The organism is Clostridium sp. HBUAS56017 (assembly GCF_007115085.1).
Classification (GTDB): Bacteria; Bacillota; Clostridia; order Clostridiales; family Clostridiaceae; genus Clostridium; species Clostridium cibarium.
The window spans coordinates 121,080-144,335 of sequence record NZ_SULK01000007.1 but is presented as its reverse complement, the minus strand read 5'-3'; the positions used below and the strand labels follow the sequence as shown (position 1 = coordinate 144,335).

Here is a 23,256-nt window from a genome sequence, read left to right as displayed (position 1 = left end):
CCACCTGATGCAACTGAGAAGTATTTCTTACCTTGTTCTACACATTCTTTCTTGTATGTTCCAGCAACTGGGTGTTGGAATCTTGTTGGGTTAGTTGAGTTACCAGTGATAGAAACGTCAACACCTTCCATATGCATTATAGCAACACCTTCTCTAACGTCGTCAGCACCGTAACATCTTACTTTAGCTCTTTCTCCGTTTGAGTATGCTTTTTCTTTAACTACTTTAACTTCTCCAGTGTAATAGTCAAACTTAGTTTGAACATATGTGAATCCATTAATTCTTGAAATAATGAATGCAGCATCTTTTCCAAGACCGTTTAAGATAACTCTTAATGGTTCTTTTCTTACTCTGTTAGCTTTTTCAGCTATTTTAATAGCACCTTCAGCAGCAGCAAAGCTTTCGTGACCTGCTAAGAATGCGAAACACTTAGTTTCTTCTCTTAAAAGCATAGCTCCAAGATTTCCGTGCCCAAGTCCTACTTTTCTGTCATCTGCAACAGATCCTGGTATGCAGAATGCTTGTAAACCTTCTCCGATTGCTTCAGCAGCATCAGCAGCCTTCTTGCAACCTTTCTTTATAGCTATAGCAGCTCCTAAAGTGTAAGCCCATCCAGCATTTTCAAATGCGATTGGTTGAGTTTCCTTAGCTATAGTATATGGATCTATTCCTATTTCTGCACATACTGCTTTAGCGTCTTCCATAGTCTTCATTCCGTACTTTTCTAATACAGGAGTGATTTGTCCTATTCTTCTTTCATAACTTTCAAATAATGCCATAATATATTTTCCTCCTTTACCTATAATTATTTATGTCTTGGGTCAATTAATTCAGCAGCGTCTTGAACTCTTCCGTATTGTCCCTTAGCACTTTCTAATGCTTCATTAGCATCCATTCCCTTAGCAACGTTTTCCATCATCTTTCCTAAGTTAACGAACTTGTATCCAATGATTTCTTTATCAGCATCTAAAGCTACATCTGTAACATAACCTTCTGCCATTTCTAAGTATCTTGGTCCCTTTGCAAGAGTTCCATACATAGTTCCAACTTGAGATCTTAATCCTTTACCTAAGTCTTCAAGTCCTGCTCCGATAGGTAGTCCACCTTCTGAGAATGCAGTTTGAGTTCTTCCATAAACTATTTGTAAGAATAATTCTCTCATAGCTGTGTTTATAGCGTCACAAACTAAGTCTGTGTTTAATGCTTCTAAAATAGTCTTTCCTGGTAAAATTTCTGAAGCCATAGCAGCTGAATGAGTCATTCCTGAACATCCAATTGTTTCAACTAACGCTTCTTGGATTATACCGTCCTTAACGTTTAATGTTAATTTACAAGCTCCTTGTTGTGGTGCACACCAACCTATACCATGAGTTAACCCTGATATATCAGTTACTTCTTTAGATTGAACCCATTTTCCTTCTGCAGGAATTGGTGCTGGTCCATGATTTGGGCCTTTTGCAACAACGCACATTTCTTCAACTTCTTTTGAATACATCATATTGATCTTCTCCTCCTTAATTATTAAATTATTATAGCTTGTCCTTAGCTACATAAATAAGGTAGGTTAAAAAACGTCCCACTGGGGATATTTTTATCCTACCATCTATTTTAGCAAAAGTAACACTTTCTAACAACCTTATATTCAAATTTTTTCTTTATTTCCAACAAAAAAAAATTTCTTATTGAATTATTAAAAATAATATGTTATTATATCAATGTTGCAAAACGTGCCGGTATGATGGAATTGGCAGACGTAGCGGACTCAAAATCCGCCGGTAGCAATACCGTGCCGGTTCGACTCCGGCTACCGGCACCATTATTTAATAGAATTGTCATATTACTTGATTTATCTTGTAATATGGCTTTTTTTATTTACCAGACTTTTTTGAAATTCTTTCTATTATTCAAGCTACCCTTCTACATCTTAGCTCCTTTATATAGATTTCATTACCTAAAAAACAAATCCATAAACTTAATAGCTAAAAATTCTCCTAAACAACCAAATTTATAATATAATAACCATCAACTTAATCTTCGTCAAAAATTCAGAAAGTTATATTTAATATTTATCAATCATAAATTATATACTGAAATAAAACATTAAATGTATGAGGTTTATAGTAATGACTGTCGGAATAGGAATTCTCAATAGAAGTGGAGTTGTATTATCTGCTGATACTTTTGAACCTGTGGTAGGAATTCAATCTTTGAAGTTTGTTTCAATTAGCAAAATCTTTCCTTTATCAAAATATAACCCTGTTGGAATTATGCTAGATGGTAGTGTTAGATTTATGGATACTATACCTTGGGAATCAATAATAGAAGTTTATAGGTCACAAATTGGAGACAAATCATTTGATAAATTGCAAGAATATGCAGAAAATTTTATTGAATTTATACCAAATGATAATCGCTTTTATTCTTGGAGTGCAGAAATGGGGTTTTTAAAGGAAGTTTTGCGTTATTGTCTAAGTAAAATCCAAGATAGAGTTCAATTAATAGAAGGTAATGAAAAGGCTATAAGTGATGAAATAGAGAATCAAATTGCATCTCTTTCAAAAAAAATTTTTTCAAATTCATTTGATGACAATTTTATAAAATTATTTTTAGAAAAACATACAAACGATTTAAAAGAATATATAAAAAACAGTACAGATCATATAATTAATCCAGTTATATCTGCTATTGATGAAAGAACACAAAAAAATTTAATAACCATGTGTGCATATGTTATAAGTAAAACTGATTATATGATTAGAAACATTTACAATGGTAGCATAGTAATCTCAGGTTATGGTGATAAGGAAATTTTTCCATCATTGTATAGATACAACATAGTGTGTGCAATTGATGGGAAACTAATATATGAATTAATAGAAAGTTATAGTATAGGATCCGATGATGAGAATGAGCTACTAAAAAAAATTATTCCCTTTGGTGAAAAAGATTTAATAAACACTTATATAAATGGAATTAATCCGAATTTGGAATATAAGATATTAGATGAAGCTAAAAAAGTTTTTGATAAATTTTTAAAGGAAATACAGAATAAATATAATAACAATAATGCACTTCAGGAATTTATTGTTAAAGAGAAAGATGAAATAGATAAAATATGTATGCTGATTATAGAAGATTTAAAGAAAAACATTAAAGATTTGCAACAAAAAATGTTGGTAGATCCTCTTTTATCTATGATTGATTTCATTAGAAAAGAAGATATGATATCTCTAGCTGATGCACTTGTAAATTTAACTGCAATTGGGGTTAAGTTCAGTTCTTACGAACAAGCAGAAGTTGGTCCAATTGATATTGCCCTTATTACTAAAGGTGATGGCTTTGTATTTATGACAAAAAAATAAATTTTTAATATAGAATTTAATAATGATATTAATCTCATACTACAAATAGCAAATAATATTTTAGTAGCTATATTTTGAATCATAATAATATGAAAGCAATAACGAAAGGAGTTGTAATATGACTGCTGAAATAGCAATTCTTAATAAGACTGGAGTTGCATTAGCTACAGATAGTGTTGCCACTGTAGACATACAAGGCGTAAAGAAATTTATTACAGTGGAAAAACTTTTTAATATATCTGAAAATCATCCTGTTGGAATTATGTTTTATGACAATCCTGATCTTACCGACATACCATGTGAAACAATAATAAAAGTATATAAAACATCTCTTAAAGATAAATACTTTGATACATTACAAGAGTATGCTGATGATTTTTTAAGCTTTTTATCAAAAAACAGAAAGGTTTATAATTCAGGTTATGAGAAAAGACTTGTAAAATCAGTTTTAGATTATTGCCTAATGGAGAATATGCCTAAACAAAAATCGGTGCATAATCGAAAGGAAACTTTAAGGAAAAATGTAGAAGAAAACCTCAAATATTTTTCAAGTATGAGATGTTTAAGTGGATTTAATGATAATTTTGTAGAATTATTTTTAGAAACTCATGGAGAATATCTAAAGAAGTACATGAACGAAATTGATAATATTAGAATTGACAGAAAAACTCAAGAAAATATAGTATTATTGTGTGCACATATTATTAGTAAAAGTGATTGTTTATTTAGATCAACAAAAAGACCAACTAATATAGTAATTGCAGGTTATGGAAATAAAGAAATATTCCCATCAATAATTGAATATAAAATTACGGGAGTAATTTCTGGAACACTAATTTATGAACTTGTAACCAAGGTAGAAGTGGGATTGGAAGAAAGTGATGTTGAAGCAACATTTATTCCATTTGCTCAAAGAGATGTAGTAGACACCTATACAAAAGGGATAGACACAGAACTTGAAAATACAATATTTAACAAGACAGATACTATTTTCAACAATTTTTTCGAAGCAATACAAGATGCAATACAAAGTGAATCTAATGCCAATTTAGCTCATGAATTTTCTAGTGAAGAAATAGATATACTAAAAAGACTAGGAAAAAAACTTAATAAGGAAATAAAAGATGATTTTGAACTTATTCAAAAGGAAAAATATACCAAACCTTTTTCAGATATGGTTACATTTCTTGGTAAAGAAGAAATGATTTTTCTAGCTGAAGCACTTGTTAATTTAACCTCTACAAGGCGTAGATTTACAACTGATTTGGAATCTGTTGGTGGATCAACTGATGTAGTAATTATTACTAAAGTTGATGGATTTAAGTGGGTAAAGAAAAAAACAATTTTTAAGACTTAGATTAAATACTAATCTATTTTATCTAAATTAGGAGATAAACTTATGAATGTTATAAAAAAAATATTTTTAACTGTTAATATATTTGCTATTACATTTTGTTTTTTAGGAGCTACATTAAAAAGCACATCAAATTTACAAGAGCAACATAGTACAAAACTTTATAGAAATAATTTTTTTAATGTTTCATTAGAATATAATTCTGAATGGAAACCAAATCCTAATTATACAGAAAAATACGAAGGAAAAGATGGATTTTTTCAGGTTTCTGCTTATAATGGAGAAAATTTAAAAATAGATGAAATAGCAAAAATTGAATCAAGCCATTCACTAAAACCATATGGAAGTAATCCTAAAATAACTGAACTAGTTATTCAAGGTCAAGAGGCAAGATTAATAATGCCCTCTAATGATCAATCACAAGCATTTAATAATCAAGCAGAATTACTAGTAAAATACCCTAAAGAAATAAAAGTTGATGATAATATCTATTATTATTTCATATTATGGGCTGACAAATACAATATACAAGAAATTTCTAAAACATTAAAGTTTTTATCATAACTTGTTTCAAATCAATTTATATAATTTGTTTACTCTAGAAATAAACATTTTTTTTGACTAATATACAGTAATACATCATTTGTTTCTAAAATTAAACACTAAAGATATATATTAATGAATTGAGTACAAAAAATTAGTTCTAGAGTAAACAATATAGGCAATTAATTGTAAAATTCAACTAATATTCCTCATCAAAATAAGTTAGTGTTGGTATATTATAGTCATATCCGTAAAAAAAAGGTGGTATAAAAGTTTTTTCTACCCCTCTATGTCTAACAGCACCACTTACTCCTACATAAATATCTGAAATTTTATACCAAGTTGGATAATTTACAGTACCTGTTTTAGCTAAATTGAAAATGCTTTGAAAAGTTTCTATTGCTTTTTTAGTACTACTACCTAAAATCCCATCAACAGTTAACTTTGGTATTAATGGAAAATGGGTTGAGATTTTATTTAAAGATTTTTGAATTGTCTCAACAGCTTCACCTGTGGAACCTATTTGTAATGGAAATCCTGGATATGATTCAGACATATTTTCACTCTTTGTTATTCTATTTAATATTATATCAGAACCATAATAAGATTTTAATATTTCTTTATCTGTTAACCCTTTATCTCCTAGTTCTTTACTCCCCCATTGTGATAGACATCCAGAACAAGGAGGTACTCTTAGTCCATCCCTATATTGTGCTAAAAGAGGAAACTCATAACCTGGTTTTTTTATATAAGTTGTGAACAACTCATCTACAACTCCATCTATTGAAGCAAAAGTATTTCTTCCATGGATGTACTTGTGATCATAAGCTGTTGAACTTGTAATATGAAATTTCTTCATCTTTCCAAAATACCATTCTGTAAATATTCTATTTAAAGTAAAAGACATAGCAGCAATTGCATTAGCTTTTATTGTTTCTTTAGGCCAATTAGCATATATTTCTGATGCTAAGACGATTTTGAAATATTGCTTAAAATCCTCTATAAACTCTGTAGCATTTTCATTTGGATCTCCATCATGTACCTTTATGGTGGAAGGATTTACTTGTCTTGTTGGATCAATAATAGCAAAATTAACTGAAGGTTTAGTTAAAGGGATTGGGTATGAAGATTCAGGTATTTTAGCTGGATAATTCCCAATCAGTGCATTTGCTGATATATTTATAATGTCTTCAGTATTATTTTGTCTAGTACTTATAGGATTCAAATGACAATATTGAATAGACTGAATACCAGGATATATTTGACATCCTTTAATGGTTAATTTTTTATAACCAGGTACTTCAGCAGTTATAATGCAAAGGCTGTAAGGTAGTTTATCTGACAATTTCATAGAATAATCTAGTGAAGGAGCTTCTAATTCTATTTCATTTGTAATTCCAGATGAATCTGTTGATAAGTTTTGAGTGATTTGTCTATTACTTGTTTCCTTATCTTGAATTACAGTAATTTTAGCATTTTCTAAAGGTATATATGAATCACCCTGAAATACATGAATTTTTAAACTTCCTGTTTGCATAGTCAATTTCCTTTTTAATGATTATTTATATAATACAATATGATTATTGTATATAAATTTCTACAATAAATTTTCAACTATTCACTAAAAGGATATGATGCTTAACATATAAATAATTAAATTTTCTAGATATAGAAATAAGAAAAGTAATACATAACAAAATATTATTTAAATAGGTATTAAGGAAACTCATTTATAGTTTCCTTAATACTAATATGCTTCTTAGACATAGCCTAAAGTAAAGTATTATTTTATAGATTATATTTAGCAAAAACTATAGCTTAGTAGGAATTTTTAATGATTGTCCTGAAGATACAACCTCACTAGATAAATTATTTAGTTGCATTATCGATTGTTTTGTAGTATTGAATTTTCTTGCAATAGAGTCTAGAGTATCCCCACCGGTTACCGTATAAGTAACAATTGCTCTGAAATTAGGGGATTGAATAAAGAGTCTTTGTCCCACATATAAAGGGTAATAATATGCCACTGGATTGAATTGTAGTATTTGCTCAATACTCACACCAAACCTCCATGCAATTAAGTTTAAGTAATCCCCAGGTTGAACAATGTAAAACATAATGTTGCCTCCTTAATTATTGGGTCTAAGCAGAATACTTTCTTGAAAAAAAATAATTTTCTATTTCTTCTGCATACATTAGTTACACCACTTTCTTATTTCTTATATTCAGTTTATTCATCAACAAAAATAATGTGATATCTTCTAATTCTATACCTTCTCCTTCTTCTCTTAATGTATCTAAAACAGTTTTTTGTGCCATTTCTACTTTCGCCTCCCCAATTTACTTTTAATGATAATTTTTATATATACCATTCTACCTTGATCCATCATTTTGAGAAGATCATTTTCAATGATATTAAAATCATCATAACTCCAAAACTCTTTTTTAAAATTGGTATTGGAACATTATCAGCTATTTTAGATCCAAAAACCGATCCAATAACTAAAAATACACATACTAAAATTCCTGCCTTTACATCTACTTGTCCTCTTTTATAGTATTGAATAAATGCCACTAATCCTGCTGGTGGAAGTAAAACTGCAAGTGATGTTCCCTGTGCTTTTAGCTGACTAAATTTGCAAAAATACATTAATGCAGGAACGATTATTACCCCACCTCCTATGCCAAACATACCACTTAACACTCCAGCAGCTAAACCAATTACTATAAATAATATTGTATCCACCATTTATCTTCCCTCCATCTTTTGTATAACCATTACACAAGCACCAATTGCTATTGATTTATCTTCATATAAACCACCTCTAGCAAAAATTATATTTTCATTTTTAACATGACATTTTTCTACTGCTACCTTTCTACATTCTTCATAGAATACTCTTGAATTCTGTATTAATGGTCCACTTAAAATTATTAATTCTGGATTAAATAGTTTTATATAATTTGAAAGCCCTATTCCAAAATATAATGCAGATTTTTTTATTATATTTGTAGCAACTTTGTTACCTTCTTCTGAAAGCCTACAAATATCTCTGTAGCCTATATCATCATTAACTTTACTTTCATCTTTAAACTTTTTTATTATATATGGTATCGATACATAACTTTCAATACAACCATGATTCCCACAAGAACATAGTTCTCCATTTACATCAACGACCATATGCCCAAATACATCTTCTAGATTATTAATTGCTCTGATTAAAACTCCCGAAGAGATAATTCCTGTTCTTATCCCAACACCGCAGTTTATATATACTATATTATTCTTACCCTTCCCACTTCCAAAATAGTATTCTCCAATAACAGCTGTATTTGCACCATTATCTATGCAAATTGATACATTAAATTCTTCTTTTAATCTTTTATATAATGGATTAATATTAAATCCACCAACTATTCCTATCCCAATTCCTAAAAGCTCTGATTCTTTTACATGCAATTTTCTAAATAGTATTTTAAGTGAAGTAAGTATAATATCATTTGAATTTTCAATGTTATAATCATGGTTAAGTGTCTCTTCTCCTATTATCTCAAGTTTCAAATTTGTAATAACTATACGCGTATAGGTTCTTGAAATATCTATCCCAACAATATAAAACTTCTCTGTATTTACATCATACAAACTAGGTTTTCTTCCTCCTGTAGATTCTCCAATATCAGTTTCTACAATTATTTTCTCATCTATTAATATTTTGAGATCCCTATTTAAGGTAGTTAATTTTATTTTTGTTATATCAATTAATTTACTTTTAGTAATAGGCCCATTTTTTTGAACAACTCCAAATATATTTTTACATCTTATATTCAATGATTCAAAGTTTTTTAACACTTTAAAATTCCACTTCCTTCCTATAGATAATTTTATCACCTTTTGACCATTTTGGAAATAAGTTTTATTTTCATCTTCTACTTGAATATATTTGTAAATAAAAAAAAGATAAACTCCTCTATAGTTTATCCCTTAACAATCTATTACCATATAATTATCTCCAAATTAACCCACATAATAGTTCAAATAACTCTAACAAAACTTTTGGATTTTTCCCTGTTAGTTGTTTTATCCTATCTAATCTATAATTCAAAGTATTTCTATGTATATTTAACCTATTTGCCACATTATTAATATCACCATTCTCTTCGATATACGCTTCTAAAGTTTGAATAAGTTCCAACTTATTTCCAACCTTATCAAGATTGGAAAGTAATGAAATTAAGTTTGACTTATCATCATAAGATAAATGGATAAATAGTTTTAGATCATCATAAATATATATCTTTGAAGAAGGTTTTATCTTAATTCCAAATTCTATTGCAAGTCCTGCATTTTCTAACGAAACAGCTACAATATCTTCTTCTCCTCCAATACCTATCTTGTTTATATCTTCACATTCTTCTAAATCCTTTATCAATGTATTGGCTTCTTGATTAGTTCTAATAAAAAATACTGTTTTATTGTTATCTAACTCGAAATAATGAAAATGCCTATTACATATTGTTCTAAAACCTTGTGAATCTATATTACAATCTACAAGAATCACCTGATACTTTTTGGTTAAATCAATCCCATAGTTTTTTGCTCTCACATAAAATTCATTATCATATTCTGTTTTTCTATGAACAAGTTCATGATAAAATCTTTGTCTATTTAACCTCTTATTTTGGGTTTCTTCATTAATTTTTTCTTGTTCTATTAAAAGAACTGCAGTAACACGAACCAGCTTACTAAATCTCCTCACTTCATCAGGATTACCTGTAATTCCAATTACACCTATTATATTATTATCAATTATGATAGGCTCATTTACACCCGGTTTCATTCTTCCTTTTTCTTCATAAACTTCATTTACATGTTGTTTATCTATTGCTTTTTTAGCACCTTCATGAATATTGCCAATACGTTTAATGTCTCCACTGCCTATAATTACTCCATTTTCATCCATAACATTTATATTATAAGGAATGACATTCATCATCTCTAAAACAATTTTTTGCGCTATAGATTTAGATAATTTCATATAATTCACACCTTTCAAATATAGTAAAATACAATTATAGACACTTAAAATATAAGCAACTAAAAATAAATATTAATTAAAAGTGCGCCAAAAATCAAGCGCACTTTCAAATATTTTAAACACCTTAAAAACTTCTCAATTATACATTCTTTTTCACACTATAACAAGTTCATAAGCCTTATTATGTTCTCAGCTGTCTTTTCTATATTTTCCTGTCCCTTAGCTAAAGCTTCATCTAAGGAAGTTGATCCTTTAGTTATTCCAAATATTGAATCTATACCTTTTTCATATAAAACTTCAATACCTTCACCAACTCTTCCAGCAAGAGCAACCACTGGTTTATTATATTTCTTAGCAACCGCTGCAACACCTAAAGGAGTCTTACCATATTGAGTTTGAAAATCTATACTTCCTTCACCAGTCCAAACCATATCTACATCTTTTACTTTTTTATCAAGCTCTGCATATTCTATTACCATTTCGATACCTTTTTTCAAAGTACCATTTAAAAATGCCATAAGTCCAGCTCCAAGTCCACCTGCTGCCCCAGCTCCTGGCTCATCTATTACATCTTTTCCAAGCTGTTTTTTTATTACATCCGCATAGTGCTTTAAGTTGTGATCTAATATTTCTATCATTTCTTTTGTAGCACCTTTTTGTGGTCCAAATACATTTGAAGCTCCTCTTTCTCCACAAAGTGGATTGTTAACATCACAAGCAACTTCTATTGTAACTTGATTTAAACGAGAATCAAAATTATTTAAGTCAATTTTACTTAATTTTCCTAATTCTCCCCCACCATAACCTAATTCATTTCCTTCAAGATCTAACAGTTTTCCTCCAAGCGCTTGAATAACTCCAGCACCACCGTCATTGGTAGCACTTCCACCAATACCTATTAACAATTTCTTTACCCCATGATCAAGACAAGCTTTTATAAGCTCACCAGTACCATAAGTTGTAGTTATTAGAGGATTTCTTTTTTCTGAAGACACTAGTTGTATTCCACTAGCACTAGCCATTTCTATTATTCCTATTTCACCATGTCCCAAAATACCATACTGTGCTTCTACTTCATTTCCAAGCGGACCAACTACCTTCAATGAGTGTACTTCTCCATTAGTAGCGTCTACTAGCGACTGCATAGTCCCTTCTCCACCATCAGCCATAGGTATATGTACACATTTAATATTGCTATTTGCCTTCTTAATTCCTCTTTCCATTGCTTCACAGACTTCTTTAGCCGTCATACTTTCCTTAAAAGAATCTGGTGCCAATGCTATAATTAAGTCTTTTTTCATCTCTAACTCCCCTTACCTATTATATATTTATAATAAATCTTGCTATCTTAAAAATCCATATATTATTGTAGCTACAATAGCCATCGATCCACCAACTATAGACTCATATGGAATCAACTTCATACGTTCATTTATTTTCATCTTAACAGAATCCGCTGTTGCATGGAAGAAATTACCATGCGGTAAATGATCGATAACTACTGCTCCTGTATGTACCATAATTGCTGCATTTAATGGAGATACTCCCATGGATAATATTGCATCTCCAAAACTACCAGCTGCTACAATTGATCCTGTAGATGTTGATGCAGTAGCTGCTGCCATTAATATTCCTGATATTGGTGCTAGAAAAACTCCTGAAACACCTGTTGTTTTAATACAATATACTACTACCTCACTTAAGTTAGATTTAGAAATAATACCTGCTATTGCCCCAGCTCCAATTAATAATATTGCAGTACCTGTCATTCTATTTAACCCAGAGGTTGTATAAGGAATAACTTTATTAAATTTACCCATAGCAATTAAACCTATTATCCCTGCAACTGGTAGTATAATCATAGAATCAATTTTAATAGCTGCCAAGAAATTAACGTTCAAGATATTTCCAATAGGACTAATTGATAATAATACAATAGCCACAATTGGAGCCACCATAGCTCTACCAAAACTTGGTTTTTCTTTACTAGTTGTTGTTGCTGCCTCTGATATTCCAGTTTCTTTAATAGCTTCTCCTTTTTTGTTTAACCATGTTGCAACAAAATATGTAACTACTAATCCTACTACTGCTGGAATAAACCCATTTATCATTACATCTGCTAAATCTAAATTAAATCCTTTTGCTACTGCAATAGTATTAGGATTTGGTGAAATTATGTTACCTGCCTTACCTCCCCCTATCATAGCTAAAAGTATTGAAGACCTAGTAAGTCCTGCTTTTCTTGCTACAGATAATGCTATTGGAGCAACTATAATAACTGAAACTGCAATAAATACACCTACTGCAGTAATAACCATACTTGCTAAAGCTATTGCTAAAAGGGCTTTTTGTTCACCAAGTTTTTCTACTATTGTTTCTGCAATTTTTTCTGCTGCTCCAGATTCAATTAAAATCCCTGCAAGTACCCCTGCTGCAAGCACTCTAACTACTGCACCCATTACACTGTTTGTACCATCAATAACAATTTGTGTTGTCTCTGCTAAACTTGCACCACCAATTAATCCTCCTACTATAGCACCGCCAAAAAGGGCATATACAGGATTTACTTTTCTAAATATTAAAACTATAGCTAAAATCAATCCAACTATTGCTCCACTCCAATGAATAACTGACATTTTTATTCCTCCTCAAATTAGATGATTTTTATGATTTGTTAATTCTAGTAATAATCATTTAACGTTAACGTTTACCTAAGTTACATTATTAATAATAATTTATTCATTCCCTTTTTGATATTGTTTACTTAACTTTTTTCTTTGTTCATTTGCACAACTAACTTTACATTTTAAGGATATCTGATATATAAAATCCATTTGGGATTATTTGAAATTTTTTCTTTTTTTCTACGAATATATATATGTAAATATTTATAAGGGGGATATAGATAATATGGAGACAAAAAAATATTATGGAATGATTGATATACTACGCTTAGTTTTTGCTATCTTAGTCATGGTCATTCATACAATGGCTTTTAGTTCTATAAATGAGGATTTAAGGATTGTAACTAGTATGGGGATTTGTAGAATAGCAGTGCCATTTTTCTTTATAGTTTCAGGATACTTTTTATATAACAGAATTAATTTAGAAAAAGAGCCCAAGTCTACATTAAAAAGATTACTGATACTTTATGGATCATGGGTGGCTATAGAATTTGTAGCCTTATCACCAGGTATACTAAATTATTTTAAATACCCACTCTCTATTATTATGAGACTATTATTATTTGGGGTTACAGGCAGTCTTTGGTATATTTCTTCACTGATTATTACTATTCTATTAATATCAAAATTACTAAAAAAAGATAAAATAATCTTTTTGCTTATAATTGGATTTATACTATATCTATTTGGAACAACAGGAGATACTTATTATGGATTATTTAATAATCCTTTAATAAATGGGTATACATCAATATTTGTACTTCCACAAATAGGTATTACTGAATCAATACTTTTTATCACTTTAGGTGCAGCAATTAATAAATACAAGTTAAATTACAAGATAAAAAATGCTGGAATACTTAGCATTTCTTCAATTATCTTATTATTAATTGAAACATTTGTATTAAACAAAATTGGCATTGCTAAGGATGCAAATATGTACTTATCTGCTATAATTGCTGCTCCATCAATTTTAATTTGGGCTCTTAATTATAAAAAAAACATCTCCAATAAATTTTCTAAAACTTGTAAAGAATATAGCATAGGCATATATTGTTCTCATCAAATACTAATGTTGTGGATTCAAGCACTTCTTCCTAATGCTGCTACAAATTCCATGATTAAATTTATTTTAACCTTCTGCCTATCTGCTCTAGTAATTACATTACTTAGAAAAACTAAAGCTAAAATAATACTTTTAGAATAAATTAGTGGACACATTCTGTAAAAATTATTACAATTATATTAAGAATAAGAAATGATTAGAAAAGAGGAAAACTAATGATATTCTATTTTTCAGGAACAGGAAATTCCCTATGGGCTGCTGAAAAAATTTCTATAGCTCAAGGCCAGAAACTTTTTTCTATAGCAGATGAAATTAAAAAGAATAATTTTGAATATACACTTGATGACAGTGAACTTGTTGGGTTTGTTTTTCCCATCTATGCATGGAATGCCCCTAAAATGGTTGTTGATTTTATAAATAAGCTAAAACTTAAAAATTACAAAGCAAATTATACCTTTGCAATTAGCACTTGTGAAGCTAATGTTGGATATACAATGAGAAATTTAAAAGATACTTTAAATAGCAAAGGATTAGAATTAGATAGTGGATTTTCCATTGCTATGCCAAGTAACTATATAATATTAACTCATGTAAAGTCTAAAACTTCTATAGAAGCTATATTGGATACTGCTGAAGAACGAATTGAAGAAATAAATACATCTATAGATAAAAGAGAAAATAAATTTGAAATTACTTTAGGACAATTTCCATATATAAAAAGTAAACTTATTAATCCACTATTTATGAAATATGGAATTAAACCCAAGAAATTTTTTGCAAGTAATTCTTGTATATCCTGTGGATTATGTGAGAAAGTATGCCCTACAAACAACATTAAAGTTGATGTAAAGCCTAAATGGGGAACAAACTGTACCCAATGTTTAGCTTGCATTAATAGATGTCCTAAAAAGGCTATTGAATACGGTAAATCTACAAGAGATAAAGGTAGATATTATAATCCAAGATGTAAAAAATAATAATTACTATGTAATAAGCTTGCTATTATTGGAAATAAATAATAGCAAGCTTATTATAATTAAATCTCTAAAACTTCCTTTTTACATTCCTTATTATAAATCTACTTTCTGGCAATGTAGGAATCCTTCCCATATCATAACTTAAATCCTGCTCTGGAACTTCATATTCAATCTTATTTACAAGAAACTCTAAGCTTGCTTTCATAATTTCTATGGTAATACCTTCTCCTGGACAGCGGTGTCCTCTTTCATAATCTCCTCCACCTTGAGGTATAAATTCACATAACTTATCCTTATATTCACTAAAATGCTCCGGATCAAATTCGTCAGGATTTTTCCATATACGAGAATCATGATTAATTCCATATATATCAAGTAATACAAGCATATCTTCTTTGAACTTATGTTCATTCCAAATAAAATCTTTTTTTGCTCTGGCTCCTAGAAATGGTGTAAATGGATAATATCTTCTAACTTCTTGTACAAACATTTCTTCATATTTCTTATTCTCTTTAGCTAAATTGCTTTTTAATTCCGGATGATTATATAATGCTAAAGCTGTAAATGTAATGTAAGTAGAAATTGCCACAATGGGGCGCAAGATATTAATAAGTTCTGCTGCAGCTACATGTGAATCCATATAACTTCCATCAAGTTCCTTGTGAAATGACATAGCATGAAGAGCTGAATCAGCATCAGCCAAAAACTTGCCTATTCGAACATTTTCTATTATATTCTTTATCCATTCTTCTGCTCTATCTCTTGCCTTTTTTCCTTTCCAATGTCTAGGTCCAACAGCAGCAAAGGCATCGATCATTGCACTAAAATCTCCAGCTCTCTCCTTCACTTCTGATTCTAAGAGTGGAACTCCAGCAAAAGAACATGCTACTTTACATAGAATCTCATTTCCTTCATCAAAGAGTATAATCTCCTCTGCACTTTCCCATCTAGTAATAGCTCTCTCAAATTCTTCCCTTACTTGATTCCCCAGTTTTCTTTGATTCGCTTCTGTCATAAAAGACGTAAAGAGTTGTCTTCTACGAAAATGTTCCTTTCCATCCATCCCTTGAACTGTATTCATCCCAAACAAGGTCTTTTGTACCCTCTTTGGTGCAACCCCTTTTCTCTGAAATCTTTCTTCATCATAAAATAACTGAACAGCTTCCTTTCCACTAATACAAATTACTTTTTCTCCCATTAAATTAGTTTCAATTATATCAGTTTGCTGCTTAGTAGTCCTGTTTTTAATAAAAAGATACCCTTCCTTTAGCATATTTAAAGTACTATCTAGAACTTTATCATGCATAATTTTTTCATTTAATAGCATAAATTTATCTTCTCCATTCTACCTTAATCAGAAAATATAATTACAAAAGTATCAAGAATAAAAAATTCTTATTATTTTATTGTTTCTCTCTTATTAAAAATTATCCACTAAAATCTTTTAAGCTAATCTAATCCCATATAAAAAAGATATAGTCGAAAATACATCTATATCTTTTACAAAATTTCACTCTTTATAATTTAGTATTTCTATTTAATATATTTTTTTACATTACTCAAATGCTCTTCATAGGTTTTGCTAAAAACATGGCCTTCACCATTTGCAACATAATATAAATAATCATGTTCCTCAGGGTAAAGAGCTGCTTCTATTGAAGGTTTCCCTGTTGCTCCAATAGGCCCAGGTGGCAATCCTTTATTAATGTATGTATTGTATAAATTTTTCACTTTTAAGTCATTATATGATACCTTATCTATTATACTTTCCCCTTTAGTTATTGCATATATTACAGAAGCATCTATTTGCAATAACATATCTTTTTTTATTCTATTATATATAACTCCTGCTATTTTTTTACGTTCACTATCATTTGCTGCCTCTTTTTCAATTAATGATGCAATTGTTATAATATCGTTAGTATTTAATCCTAATTCCTTTGAACGATTAACATATTTCTGTGAAAATACATCTCTAAATCTATTAAACATTAAATTTGCAACATCTTTATCATTAGATCCATTTGGTATATAGTACGTATCTGGATATAAGAATCCTTCTAATTCATAGTACGTATTATTTTTCTTTGAAACTATATTATTTGAAACTAAATCACCAATTCCTAATCTTAAGAAATCTTGCTTTTTTATACCTGTATTTTTTTCTAATCTTTCAGCTATTTGATAAAAAGTAAATCCTTCCGGTATAGTAACAACAGAAAAATCAGATTCCTCGCTTTGTAGTTTTAATATTAAATCTTTATAACTAGTATTTGGCCTGATAACAAAATTACCACCATTCATTTTTTCACTTAATCCATTTACTTTTGCATAAATAAAAAATACATTCTTGAATTTAATTATAGATTTATCTTTAAGCTGCTGTGATAGATCTTTTAATGAAGATTCACTTTTTACAACTAAATATGCGTTATCTTCATTAATAGTATTTAATTTTTTCACATACTTAAATATTACCCCAGTACATATTAAAACTACAGCTAGTATAATAGAAAATATAATAATATTTTTTTTACTCATTAGTTCCTCCATAATTAAGTTTAATCATAATTTATAATCCTTTTTAGTATGCATTAAATAATAGATATTATTACTTAATTATTTAGATAAACAATAATAAACTTACTGCCATTACTACAATTCCAGCGACTAACCCATATATAGAAAGATGATGTTCTCCATATTCTCTTGCTGAAGGTAATAATTCATCTAAAGATATAAAAACCATTATCCCAGCCACAGCAGCAAAAAGTATTCCCAAAACCATATCATTTATAAATGGCATTAAAATAAGATATCCAACAAGTGCACCTATTGGCTCTGACAGTCCTGAAAGAAATGAAAAAAGAAAAGCTTTTTTTCTATCTCCAGTAGCATAATATACTGGTACCGACACTGCTATTCCTTCTGGAATATTGTGAATAGCTATTGCTACAGCAATTGATATAGCTATTGTTGGCTGTTGAAGTGATGATATAAAAGTCGCTAACCCCTCTGGAAAATTATGAATTCCAACTGCTAAGGCTGTAAATATTCCAAGTCTTAAAAGTTTATTGTTTTTCTCTAAATTCTCCTTATCCATATCTTCAACCTTATATATATCATGTGGATTTTCCCCACTAGGTATAAATTTATCTATAAGAGCTATTAATAACATTCCTCCAAAAAAAGCTATAACAGTAACCCATGATCCTATCTTTATGCCCAATTCACTTGTGAGAGAATTTTTTGCCTGAGGAAATAATTCAATCATAGAAACATAAATCATTACCCCAGCTGAAAATCCTAGACTCACAGATAAAAACTTTGTATTAGTTTTTTTAGCAAAAAACGCTATAGCACTTCCTATTCCTGTGGATAGTCCAGCAAAAAGTGTTAATCCAAAGGCAATTAATACGTCATTCATTATACTCCTCCTTATTATTTGTCATATATAATTTACAAAATTATATGCAGGAAATCTATCAATTATCAAGTAACTCCAAAGTAATTGATAATAATTATCACTTATATTTTATCTCTTTTATTTTATTTTGTCTATATCAAGGTAAATTTCTATTAATTAGATAACAAATTTAATAATTAAGAAATAGACCTTCCCATGAAGAAACCTAAGGAAAAGTATATGGAGAATTGTCAATAATGTATGAAGACATCTTTAACAAACCTTAGGTATATAAAAAAACACACCCTAATTAATGGGTGTGTTTTTTATATAAATTTTTTCACAATCTCGCGATTTTTATTTTGCTCCTGTTGTGCCAAATCCACCACGACTATCATTTCCAAAAGATTCTACTTCCTCAAATTCTATTTCTGGCATTACTTCCATTATTCTAAATTGCCCTATCTTATCCCCTTTCTTTATCCATGTTCCTTCTACATTATTATTTAAATCTTTTCCTTGCAAGCAATATACTGGCATATGCCACTGATCATTATCTCCTATATATGTATCATCAACTACACCTACTGAATTAGTTTGAATTACTCCCCATGTTTTAAATGTTGAGCTTCTTGGAGCTAAATGAGCTTCCCATCCCTTAGGTAATTCTAATGCAAATCCCAATGGAACCATTGCTCTTTCTCCTAATTTAACAAATACCTCTTTATTTGCATATACATCAATCCAATTTCCTTTTTCTATCTTTTTTAATTTAGTTGCATTTTCAAAATACTTAATTCTAATTTTCATATGTTACTCCTATTAATTGTTTTTCTATTATTATAACAAAAAATCATTTCTTATATAATATTTAATTTTATAACAATAAAAAAAGGCCTATTATAAATAAACCTTTTTTATTGTTAGACTTAATATTTGGGACACTGCCTTATTGAATTCATAGCATAAATAGTACTTTCCTTATTACATTTATCTATGGTAACTTCATTCCATTTAACATATGATGGCTTTTCAAAATAAGTTCTATCTATGAATTCAATAATTCTATAACTTCCATCTTCTATATTAGAAAATACCACTCTTCCTTCTGAATCGGTTTCTTGTGATTCCACCAAAACAGGTGATAATCCATTTATTCTATAAAGATTAACTTTTACACCTTTTAGCTTGGTGTTTTCTTCGCCCTTAAGAATAGAATAGACTGTTACTTTACCCATCTTTTCTATAATTTCTCTCTTATCCTCTTTATCATAGTAACATTTACATTTTTTTATATACTCTCTCCACTCATCTCTACAGTTATCCCATTTATCTTCTTCAAATTCTAACAAAGATTGATGCGGAAGGTCTTTATTATAATTCTCACTCTTCTCTGAGTTATATCTTATCCCTTCTTCCTCCATATTATGATCTTCATATTCTTTTTTTTCATCACAATCATCTACATCTCCAAATACACAACTTTCCGATCCACAAGTATAATTTTTATTTGTTCCATCTGCATAAGTTATATCGAAGTTTACTATTAAGTCGTCAGCTGTAGGAATCTTGCCTTTTTCCCCCATCTTATCTATATATTCATTCATAAACTTTTCCATTAAAGGATCGTTCTCCTGCATATTTGTAAAATATATATTCTTAGATTTCTCATCTTTCACCAAAAAAACCTCCTTAGTTTTCTTCTATACTAAAATATGAGAAATAAAGAACATATGTGATTCATTATTTTTCTTTATCTAAATTTATCACTTTTTCAAACTCAAGTGGCTTACTAAAATAATATCCCTGAATAATATCACAATTTATACCTATTAAATATTTTAATTGCTGCTCAGTTTCTACCCCTTCTGCAACCACTTCTAAATCTAATAAATGAGCTAATTCTATAATTTTTTCTATTATGAACTCATCCTTAAAATCTTTTCCTATATCTTTTATAAAACTTTTGTCTATCTTCACGGTATCAATAGGTAATATTTTTAAGTAATTTAAAGATGAATAACCAGTTCCAAAGTCATCCAAAGCTATAGATACTCCTAATGATTTTAGTTTTTCTAAAACTTGTATGTTTTTATCTACAGACTTCATTATAATACTTTCAGTTACTTCAAATTCAATATTATTAGGACTTATTCCATATTTTTTTATCATGTATTCTATGAAATAAACTAACCCCTCATCTCTAATTTGAACTTGAGACAAGTTTATAGCTATTTTTATATTATTAGAAAATAATTCTATTAGCTTATTGCACTTTTTAAACGCATCCTCCATCAAATATTTCCCAATGTGAATTATAAATCCTGCTGTCTCTGCTAAAGGAATAAATTCCATAGGGAAAACTATTCCAAGTACCTCACTTTTCCACCTTGCTAAGCACTCAAATCCCTGTATCTTATTGTTTTTTGTCCAATATTTAGGTTGAAACAGAAAATATACTTCTTCATTCTCTACCGCTTTTCTTATACATCTATTTAGTGATAATTCTCTATCTAACCTTTTTGAAAGTGCCTCATTAAATAAGCAATACCTATTTTTCCCACCTGTCTTTGAAGTATACATAGCTATATCTGCTTTTTTTAAAAGAGTTTGAATATTATCTTCCTTAACCTTTGCTATGCTTACCCCCATACTTACTGTATTATATATTTCTTTTCCGTTTATATCTAGAGGCAAATTAAATTCCTCTAATATCTTATCTAAAATTCCGATAATTTGTTTGTTATTTTCCATATGATGAACAGCTACTACAAATTCATCTCCTCCAAACCTTGCTAAAAGACAATTTTCTTCCAAAACATATTTTAATTTTTTACAAAACTTTTTTAATACCTCATCGCCAATAGCATGTCCATATGTGTCATTAACAAATTTAAAATTGTCCATATCTATAAATATTATAGCGAATTTTTTTCTGTCCTTTATAGATTCTCTTAATATTTCAGTTGACCTTTGAACAAAATACCTTCTATTTGGTATATCAGTTACTTCATCGTAGTTACTCATATAATATATTTTAAGTTCTTTTTCTTTCCTATCAGTATCATCATTCATAGATCCATAAATATATTCACCATCCTCTTCTAATATTCTCTTTCCACGCACTTTTAACCACACATATTTATCTGAAAAATTCTTCACTCTATATTCTATATTAAAATACATTTTTTTATTTGAAACAAAATCAAAGTAAGCCCTTTTATACTTATCTCTATCCTCTTCTACTATATAGGTAATCCATTCTTCCATTGTAAAGTTGTACTCATTTTTTTGTTGAAAATCAAGCAATTTAGATATTTTTCCATTAAGAGTTATACAATTATTGCGCAAATAAATATAAAACATTATTTCTTGACTTCCTTCTAATGCTCTCCTATAATTTTTTTCACTTATTCTAAGCAGCTCATTTTGATTTGTTTTTTCCGTAATATCTATTATAATTCCAGTCATTACATAACAGTTATCTCTTATCTTTCCTTTTCCCGAACACTCAATATTAATTATTTTACCTTTTTGATCCACCATCTTAAACTCTAAAGAGAATTTTTCCTGTATCTTTCCCTTAATCATATCGTAAAAAAAACTTTGTATATATTCTGCATCCTCCTTACAAATAAAGAAATAAAAATCTTGAAAGCATTTTATTTCTCTATTTGTATGCAAAATATCTCTAAGCTTATTTGAAACAAAAAATTTATTTTCATAACACTCCCAAATAGTAACATTTAGTGCATCTAATGCTACTTCATAACTATTAAATTTACATTCATCTTTTCTAGCATGCCTTTTATTATTTAATATTCTTGCTAATGTTACCAAAACAACTACAGAGTAAATAATCATAATCGCCGCTATTTGACTCTTTCTAAAAAAAAACAAAACTAAAATTAATGTTAAACCATCTAATACTCTTTCCATAAGTCTATCACAACCTCACCCATAATTATGTTGCTATTTTAATACCACCATATTTTACCATAATACACATACCTTTCTATATTTTTCATAAAGCTTTTTAGAGAATAAAACCAAAGTTTTGATATATACTAAATAAGATAAATATTTTATATGAAGGTGATATAATGTTTAAAAAAAACAGAAGATTTATATCTATTTTTTTGACTGTACTATTGGTATTGAGTCAAAGATTAGTTCCAACTTATGCTAGTGAAGCTAATCCCAAAATAATATATCTTACCTTTGACGATGGTCCTGGAGGAAAAGTAACTGAAGCCACCTTAGATATATTAAAAAGGGAAGAGGTGCCTGCAACCTTCTTCTTAATAGGGAATCAAATAAAAGGACAAGAACAATTACTTATACGGATGAAAAATGAAGGGCATTCTTTAGGACTTCACAGCATGAGCCACGATAGATGCAAATTATATTCTTGTAATACTAGTTTTCTAAATGAAATGCTTGAAGTTAAAGCTTACATAAAAGAAGTTACAGGTGAAGATACAAATATCTTAAGATTTCCTTTTGGCTGTAATAACAGCACATTTACCTTAAAACCTGAATTAGTCAATCTACTCCATCAAAATAATTTTAAAATATATGATTGGAATGTAGATACAACTGATGGTGCAAATTTTAATTCTCCTCCTACTCGCTTTACAAAAAATGCAAGAAGTGATAAAGATGTTATTTTCCTTTTAATGCACTGTGGCTATGCTAATAAAAATTCTCCCAAAGCCCTTCCTGAAATAATAAAATACTATAAAGATAAAGGGTATGTATTTAAACCAATAACAAGTGAAACTGAAGAATTCTTTCACTATATAAAAAAATAGTGCTATTTTTT

General features: G+C 29.2%; 21 protein-coding genes and 1 tRNA gene. 7 read left to right on the top strand and 15 right to left on the bottom strand.

Annotation, left to right across the window (positions count from 1 at the left end):
• Window positions 1–779 (bottom strand): GGGtGRT protein (locus FAY47_RS08475; protein WP_243129578.1); only part of this gene is annotated, 779 nt, incomplete at its 3' end.
• Between the two features lie 26 nt (window positions 780–805).
• The gene (locus FAY47_RS08470; protein WP_143316268.1) at window positions 806–1,498 is read right to left on the bottom strand and encodes a hypothetical protein; all 693 of its coding nucleotides are present in this window, start codon (window positions 1,496–1,498) and stop codon (window positions 806–808) included.
• Between the two features lie 231 nt (window positions 1,499–1,729).
• Here FAY47_RS08470 and FAY47_RS08465 point away from each other — a divergent pair.
• The 4 genes from FAY47_RS08465 to FAY47_RS08450 all read left to right on the top strand — a co-directional run bounded on the left by FAY47_RS08465 (window position 1,730) and on the right by FAY47_RS08450 (window position 5,280).
• Window positions 1,730–1,816: transfer RNA gene (locus tag FAY47_RS08465), tRNA-Leu, on the top strand.
• A 307-nt stretch (window positions 1,817–2,123) separates the two neighbouring features.
• The gene (locus tag FAY47_RS08460; RefSeq protein ID WP_143316267.1) at window positions 2,124–3,362 is read left to right on the top strand and encodes a hypothetical protein; all 1,239 of its coding nucleotides are present in this window, start codon (window positions 2,124–2,126) and stop codon (window positions 3,360–3,362) included.
• Window positions 3,363–3,480: 118 nt separating this feature from the next.
• Window positions 3,481–4,719: a hypothetical protein gene (locus tag FAY47_RS08455; RefSeq protein ID WP_143316266.1), complete on the top strand. Its 1,239-nt coding sequence runs from the start codon at window positions 3,481–3,483 to the stop codon at window positions 4,717–4,719.
• A 42-nt stretch (window positions 4,720–4,761) separates the two neighbouring features.
• Complete coding sequence (locus tag FAY47_RS08450) at window positions 4,762–5,280, top strand: peptidase M56 (RefSeq protein WP_143316265.1); 519 nt, start codon at window positions 4,762–4,764, stop codon at window positions 5,278–5,280.
• Window positions 5,281–5,458: 178 nt separating this feature from the next.
• Here FAY47_RS08450 and FAY47_RS08445 read toward each other — a convergent pair whose 3' ends face one another.
• From FAY47_RS08445 to FAY47_RS08415, 7 genes are all read right to left on the bottom strand, one after another.
• On the bottom strand, window positions 5,459–6,796 hold the full coding sequence (locus FAY47_RS08445) for a peptidoglycan-binding protein (protein ID WP_143316264.1): 1,338 nt from the start codon (window positions 6,794–6,796) through the stop codon (window positions 5,459–5,461).
• 274 nt (window positions 6,797–7,070) lie between these two features.
• The gene (locus FAY47_RS08440; protein WP_143316263.1) at window positions 7,071–7,376 is read right to left on the bottom strand and encodes a LysM peptidoglycan-binding domain-containing protein; all 306 of its coding nucleotides are present in this window, start codon (window positions 7,374–7,376) and stop codon (window positions 7,071–7,073) included.
• A gap of 269 nt (window positions 7,377–7,645) precedes the next feature.
• Window positions 7,646–8,008: a sulfite exporter TauE/SafE family protein gene (locus FAY47_RS08435; RefSeq protein WP_185966773.1), complete on the bottom strand. Its 363-nt coding sequence runs from the start codon at window positions 8,006–8,008 to the stop codon at window positions 7,646–7,648.
• Window positions 8,009–9,112 (bottom strand): ROK family protein, encoded by a 1,104-nt coding sequence (locus FAY47_RS08430; RefSeq protein WP_243129577.1) that lies wholly within the window; start codon window positions 9,110–9,112, stop codon window positions 8,009–8,011.
• A 154-nt stretch (window positions 9,113–9,266) separates the two neighbouring features.
• Window positions 9,267–10,298 carry a sugar diacid recognition domain-containing protein gene (locus FAY47_RS08425; RefSeq protein ID WP_143316262.1) on the bottom strand — a complete coding sequence of 344 codons (1,032 nt, stop codon included), beginning with the start codon at window positions 10,296–10,298 and terminating at the stop codon, window positions 9,267–9,269.
• A gap of 158 nt (window positions 10,299–10,456) precedes the next feature.
• Window positions 10,457–11,599 (bottom strand): glycerate kinase, encoded by a 1,143-nt coding sequence (locus FAY47_RS08420; RefSeq protein ID WP_143316261.1) that lies wholly within the window; start codon window positions 11,597–11,599, stop codon window positions 10,457–10,459.
• Window positions 11,600–11,641: 42 nt separating this feature from the next.
• Window positions 11,642–12,934 (bottom strand): GntP family permease, encoded by a 1,293-nt coding sequence (locus FAY47_RS08415; RefSeq protein ID WP_143316260.1) that lies wholly within the window; start codon window positions 12,932–12,934, stop codon window positions 11,642–11,644.
• A 274-nt stretch (window positions 12,935–13,208) separates the two neighbouring features.
• On the opposite strand from FAY47_RS08415, the gene FAY47_RS08410 reads away from it, so the two are divergent.
• Window positions 13,209–14,189 (top strand): acyltransferase, encoded by a 981-nt coding sequence (locus tag FAY47_RS08410; protein WP_143316259.1) that lies wholly within the window; start codon window positions 13,209–13,211, stop codon window positions 14,187–14,189.
• A gap of 74 nt (window positions 14,190–14,263) precedes the next feature.
• Entirely contained in the window at window positions 14,264–15,025 is a 762-nt protein-coding gene (locus tag FAY47_RS08405) for an EFR1 family ferrodoxin (protein ID WP_143316258.1), read from the top strand.
• Between the two features lie 67 nt (window positions 15,026–15,092).
• Here FAY47_RS08405 and FAY47_RS08400 read toward each other — a convergent pair whose 3' ends face one another.
• The 6 genes from FAY47_RS08400 to FAY47_RS08375 form a co-directional block, all read right to left on the bottom strand.
• Window positions 15,093–16,352, bottom strand: coding sequence for a cytochrome P450 (locus FAY47_RS08400; protein WP_143316257.1), 1,260 nt, complete (start codon window positions 16,350–16,352; stop codon window positions 15,093–15,095).
• 206 nt (window positions 16,353–16,558) lie between these two features.
• Entirely contained in the window at window positions 16,559–17,566 is a 1,008-nt protein-coding gene (mltG, locus tag FAY47_RS08395) for an endolytic transglycosylase MltG (protein WP_185966772.1), read from the bottom strand.
• 82 nt (window positions 17,567–17,648) lie between these two features.
• A complete protein-coding gene (zupT, locus tag FAY47_RS08390; protein ID WP_143316255.1) occupies window positions 17,649–18,452 on the bottom strand; it encodes a zinc transporter ZupT in 804 nt (267 codons plus the stop codon).
• 336 nt (window positions 18,453–18,788) lie between these two features.
• Window positions 18,789–19,241, bottom strand: a complete 453-nt coding sequence (locus FAY47_RS08385; RefSeq protein WP_143316254.1) for a deoxyuridine 5'-triphosphate nucleotidohydrolase — start codon at window positions 19,239–19,241, stop codon at window positions 18,789–18,791.
• A gap of 119 nt (window positions 19,242–19,360) precedes the next feature.
• The gene (locus FAY47_RS08380) at window positions 19,361–20,110 is read right to left on the bottom strand and encodes a prealbumin-like fold domain-containing protein (protein ID WP_143316253.1); all 750 of its coding nucleotides are present in this window, start codon (window positions 20,108–20,110) and stop codon (window positions 19,361–19,363) included.
• Between the two features lie 64 nt (window positions 20,111–20,174).
• Window positions 20,175–22,370, bottom strand: a complete 2,196-nt coding sequence (locus tag FAY47_RS08375; RefSeq protein WP_143316252.1) for an EAL domain-containing protein — start codon at window positions 22,368–22,370, stop codon at window positions 20,175–20,177.
• Window positions 22,371–22,534: 164 nt separating this feature from the next.
• Between FAY47_RS08375 and FAY47_RS08370 the strand changes: the two genes are divergently transcribed.
• Entirely contained in the window at window positions 22,535–23,245 is a 711-nt protein-coding gene (locus FAY47_RS08370) for a polysaccharide deacetylase family protein (RefSeq protein WP_143316251.1), read from the top strand.
• The last annotated feature ends 11 nt before the right edge of the window (window positions 23,246–23,256 follow it).

Bases quoted from the DNA above. Each gene is read 5' to 3' on its own strand.
- FAY47_RS08455 (WP_143316266.1), top strand. From the start codon at position 3,481: ATGACTGCTGAAATAGCAATTCTTAATAAGACTGGAGTTGCATTAGCT.
- zupT (WP_143316255.1), bottom strand. From the start codon at position 18,452: ATGAATGACGTATTAATTGCCTTTGGATTAACACTTTTTGCTGGACTA.
- FAY47_RS08385 (WP_143316254.1), bottom strand. From the start codon at position 19,241: ATGAAAATTAGAATTAAGTATTTTGAAAATGCAACTAAATTAAAAAAG.
- FAY47_RS08420 (WP_143316261.1), bottom strand. From the start codon at position 11,599: ATGAAAAAAGACTTAATTATAGCATTGGCACCAGATTCTTTTAAGGAA.
- FAY47_RS08450 (WP_143316265.1), top strand. From the start codon at position 4,762: ATGAATGTTATAAAAAAAATATTTTTAACTGTTAATATATTTGCTATT.
- mltG (WP_185966772.1), bottom strand. From the start codon at position 17,566: ATGAGTAAAAAAAATATTATTATATTTTCTATTATACTAGCTGTAGTT.
- FAY47_RS08415 (WP_143316260.1), bottom strand. From the start codon at position 12,934: ATGTCAGTTATTCATTGGAGTGGAGCAATAGTTGGATTGATTTTAGCT.
- FAY47_RS08470 (WP_143316268.1), bottom strand. From the start codon at position 1,498: ATGATGTATTCAAAAGAAGTTGAAGAAATGTGCGTTGTTGCAAAAGGC.
- FAY47_RS08400 (WP_143316257.1), bottom strand. From the start codon at position 16,352: ATGCTATTAAATGAAAAAATTATGCATGATAAAGTTCTAGATAGTACT.
- FAY47_RS08425 (WP_143316262.1), bottom strand. From the start codon at position 10,298: ATGAAATTATCTAAATCTATAGCGCAAAAAATTGTTTTAGAGATGATG.
- FAY47_RS08460 (WP_143316267.1), top strand. From the start codon at position 2,124: ATGACTGTCGGAATAGGAATTCTCAATAGAAGTGGAGTTGTATTATCT.
- FAY47_RS08445 (WP_143316264.1), bottom strand. From the start codon at position 6,796: ATGCAAACAGGAAGTTTAAAAATTCATGTATTTCAGGGTGATTCATAT.
- FAY47_RS08440 (WP_143316263.1), bottom strand. From the start codon at position 7,376: ATGTTTTACATTGTTCAACCTGGGGATTACTTAAACTTAATTGCATGG.
- FAY47_RS08405 (WP_143316258.1), top strand. From the start codon at position 14,264: ATGATATTCTATTTTTCAGGAACAGGAAATTCCCTATGGGCTGCTGAA.
- FAY47_RS08370 (WP_143316251.1), top strand. From the start codon at position 22,535: ATGTTTAAAAAAAACAGAAGATTTATATCTATTTTTTTGACTGTACTA.
- FAY47_RS08435 (WP_185966773.1), bottom strand. From the start codon at position 8,008: ATGGTGGATACAATATTATTTATAGTAATTGGTTTAGCTGCTGGAGTG.
- FAY47_RS08375 (WP_143316252.1), bottom strand. From the start codon at position 22,370: ATGGAAAGAGTATTAGATGGTTTAACATTAATTTTAGTTTTGTTTTTT.
- FAY47_RS08410 (WP_143316259.1), top strand. From the start codon at position 13,209: ATGGAGACAAAAAAATATTATGGAATGATTGATATACTACGCTTAGTT.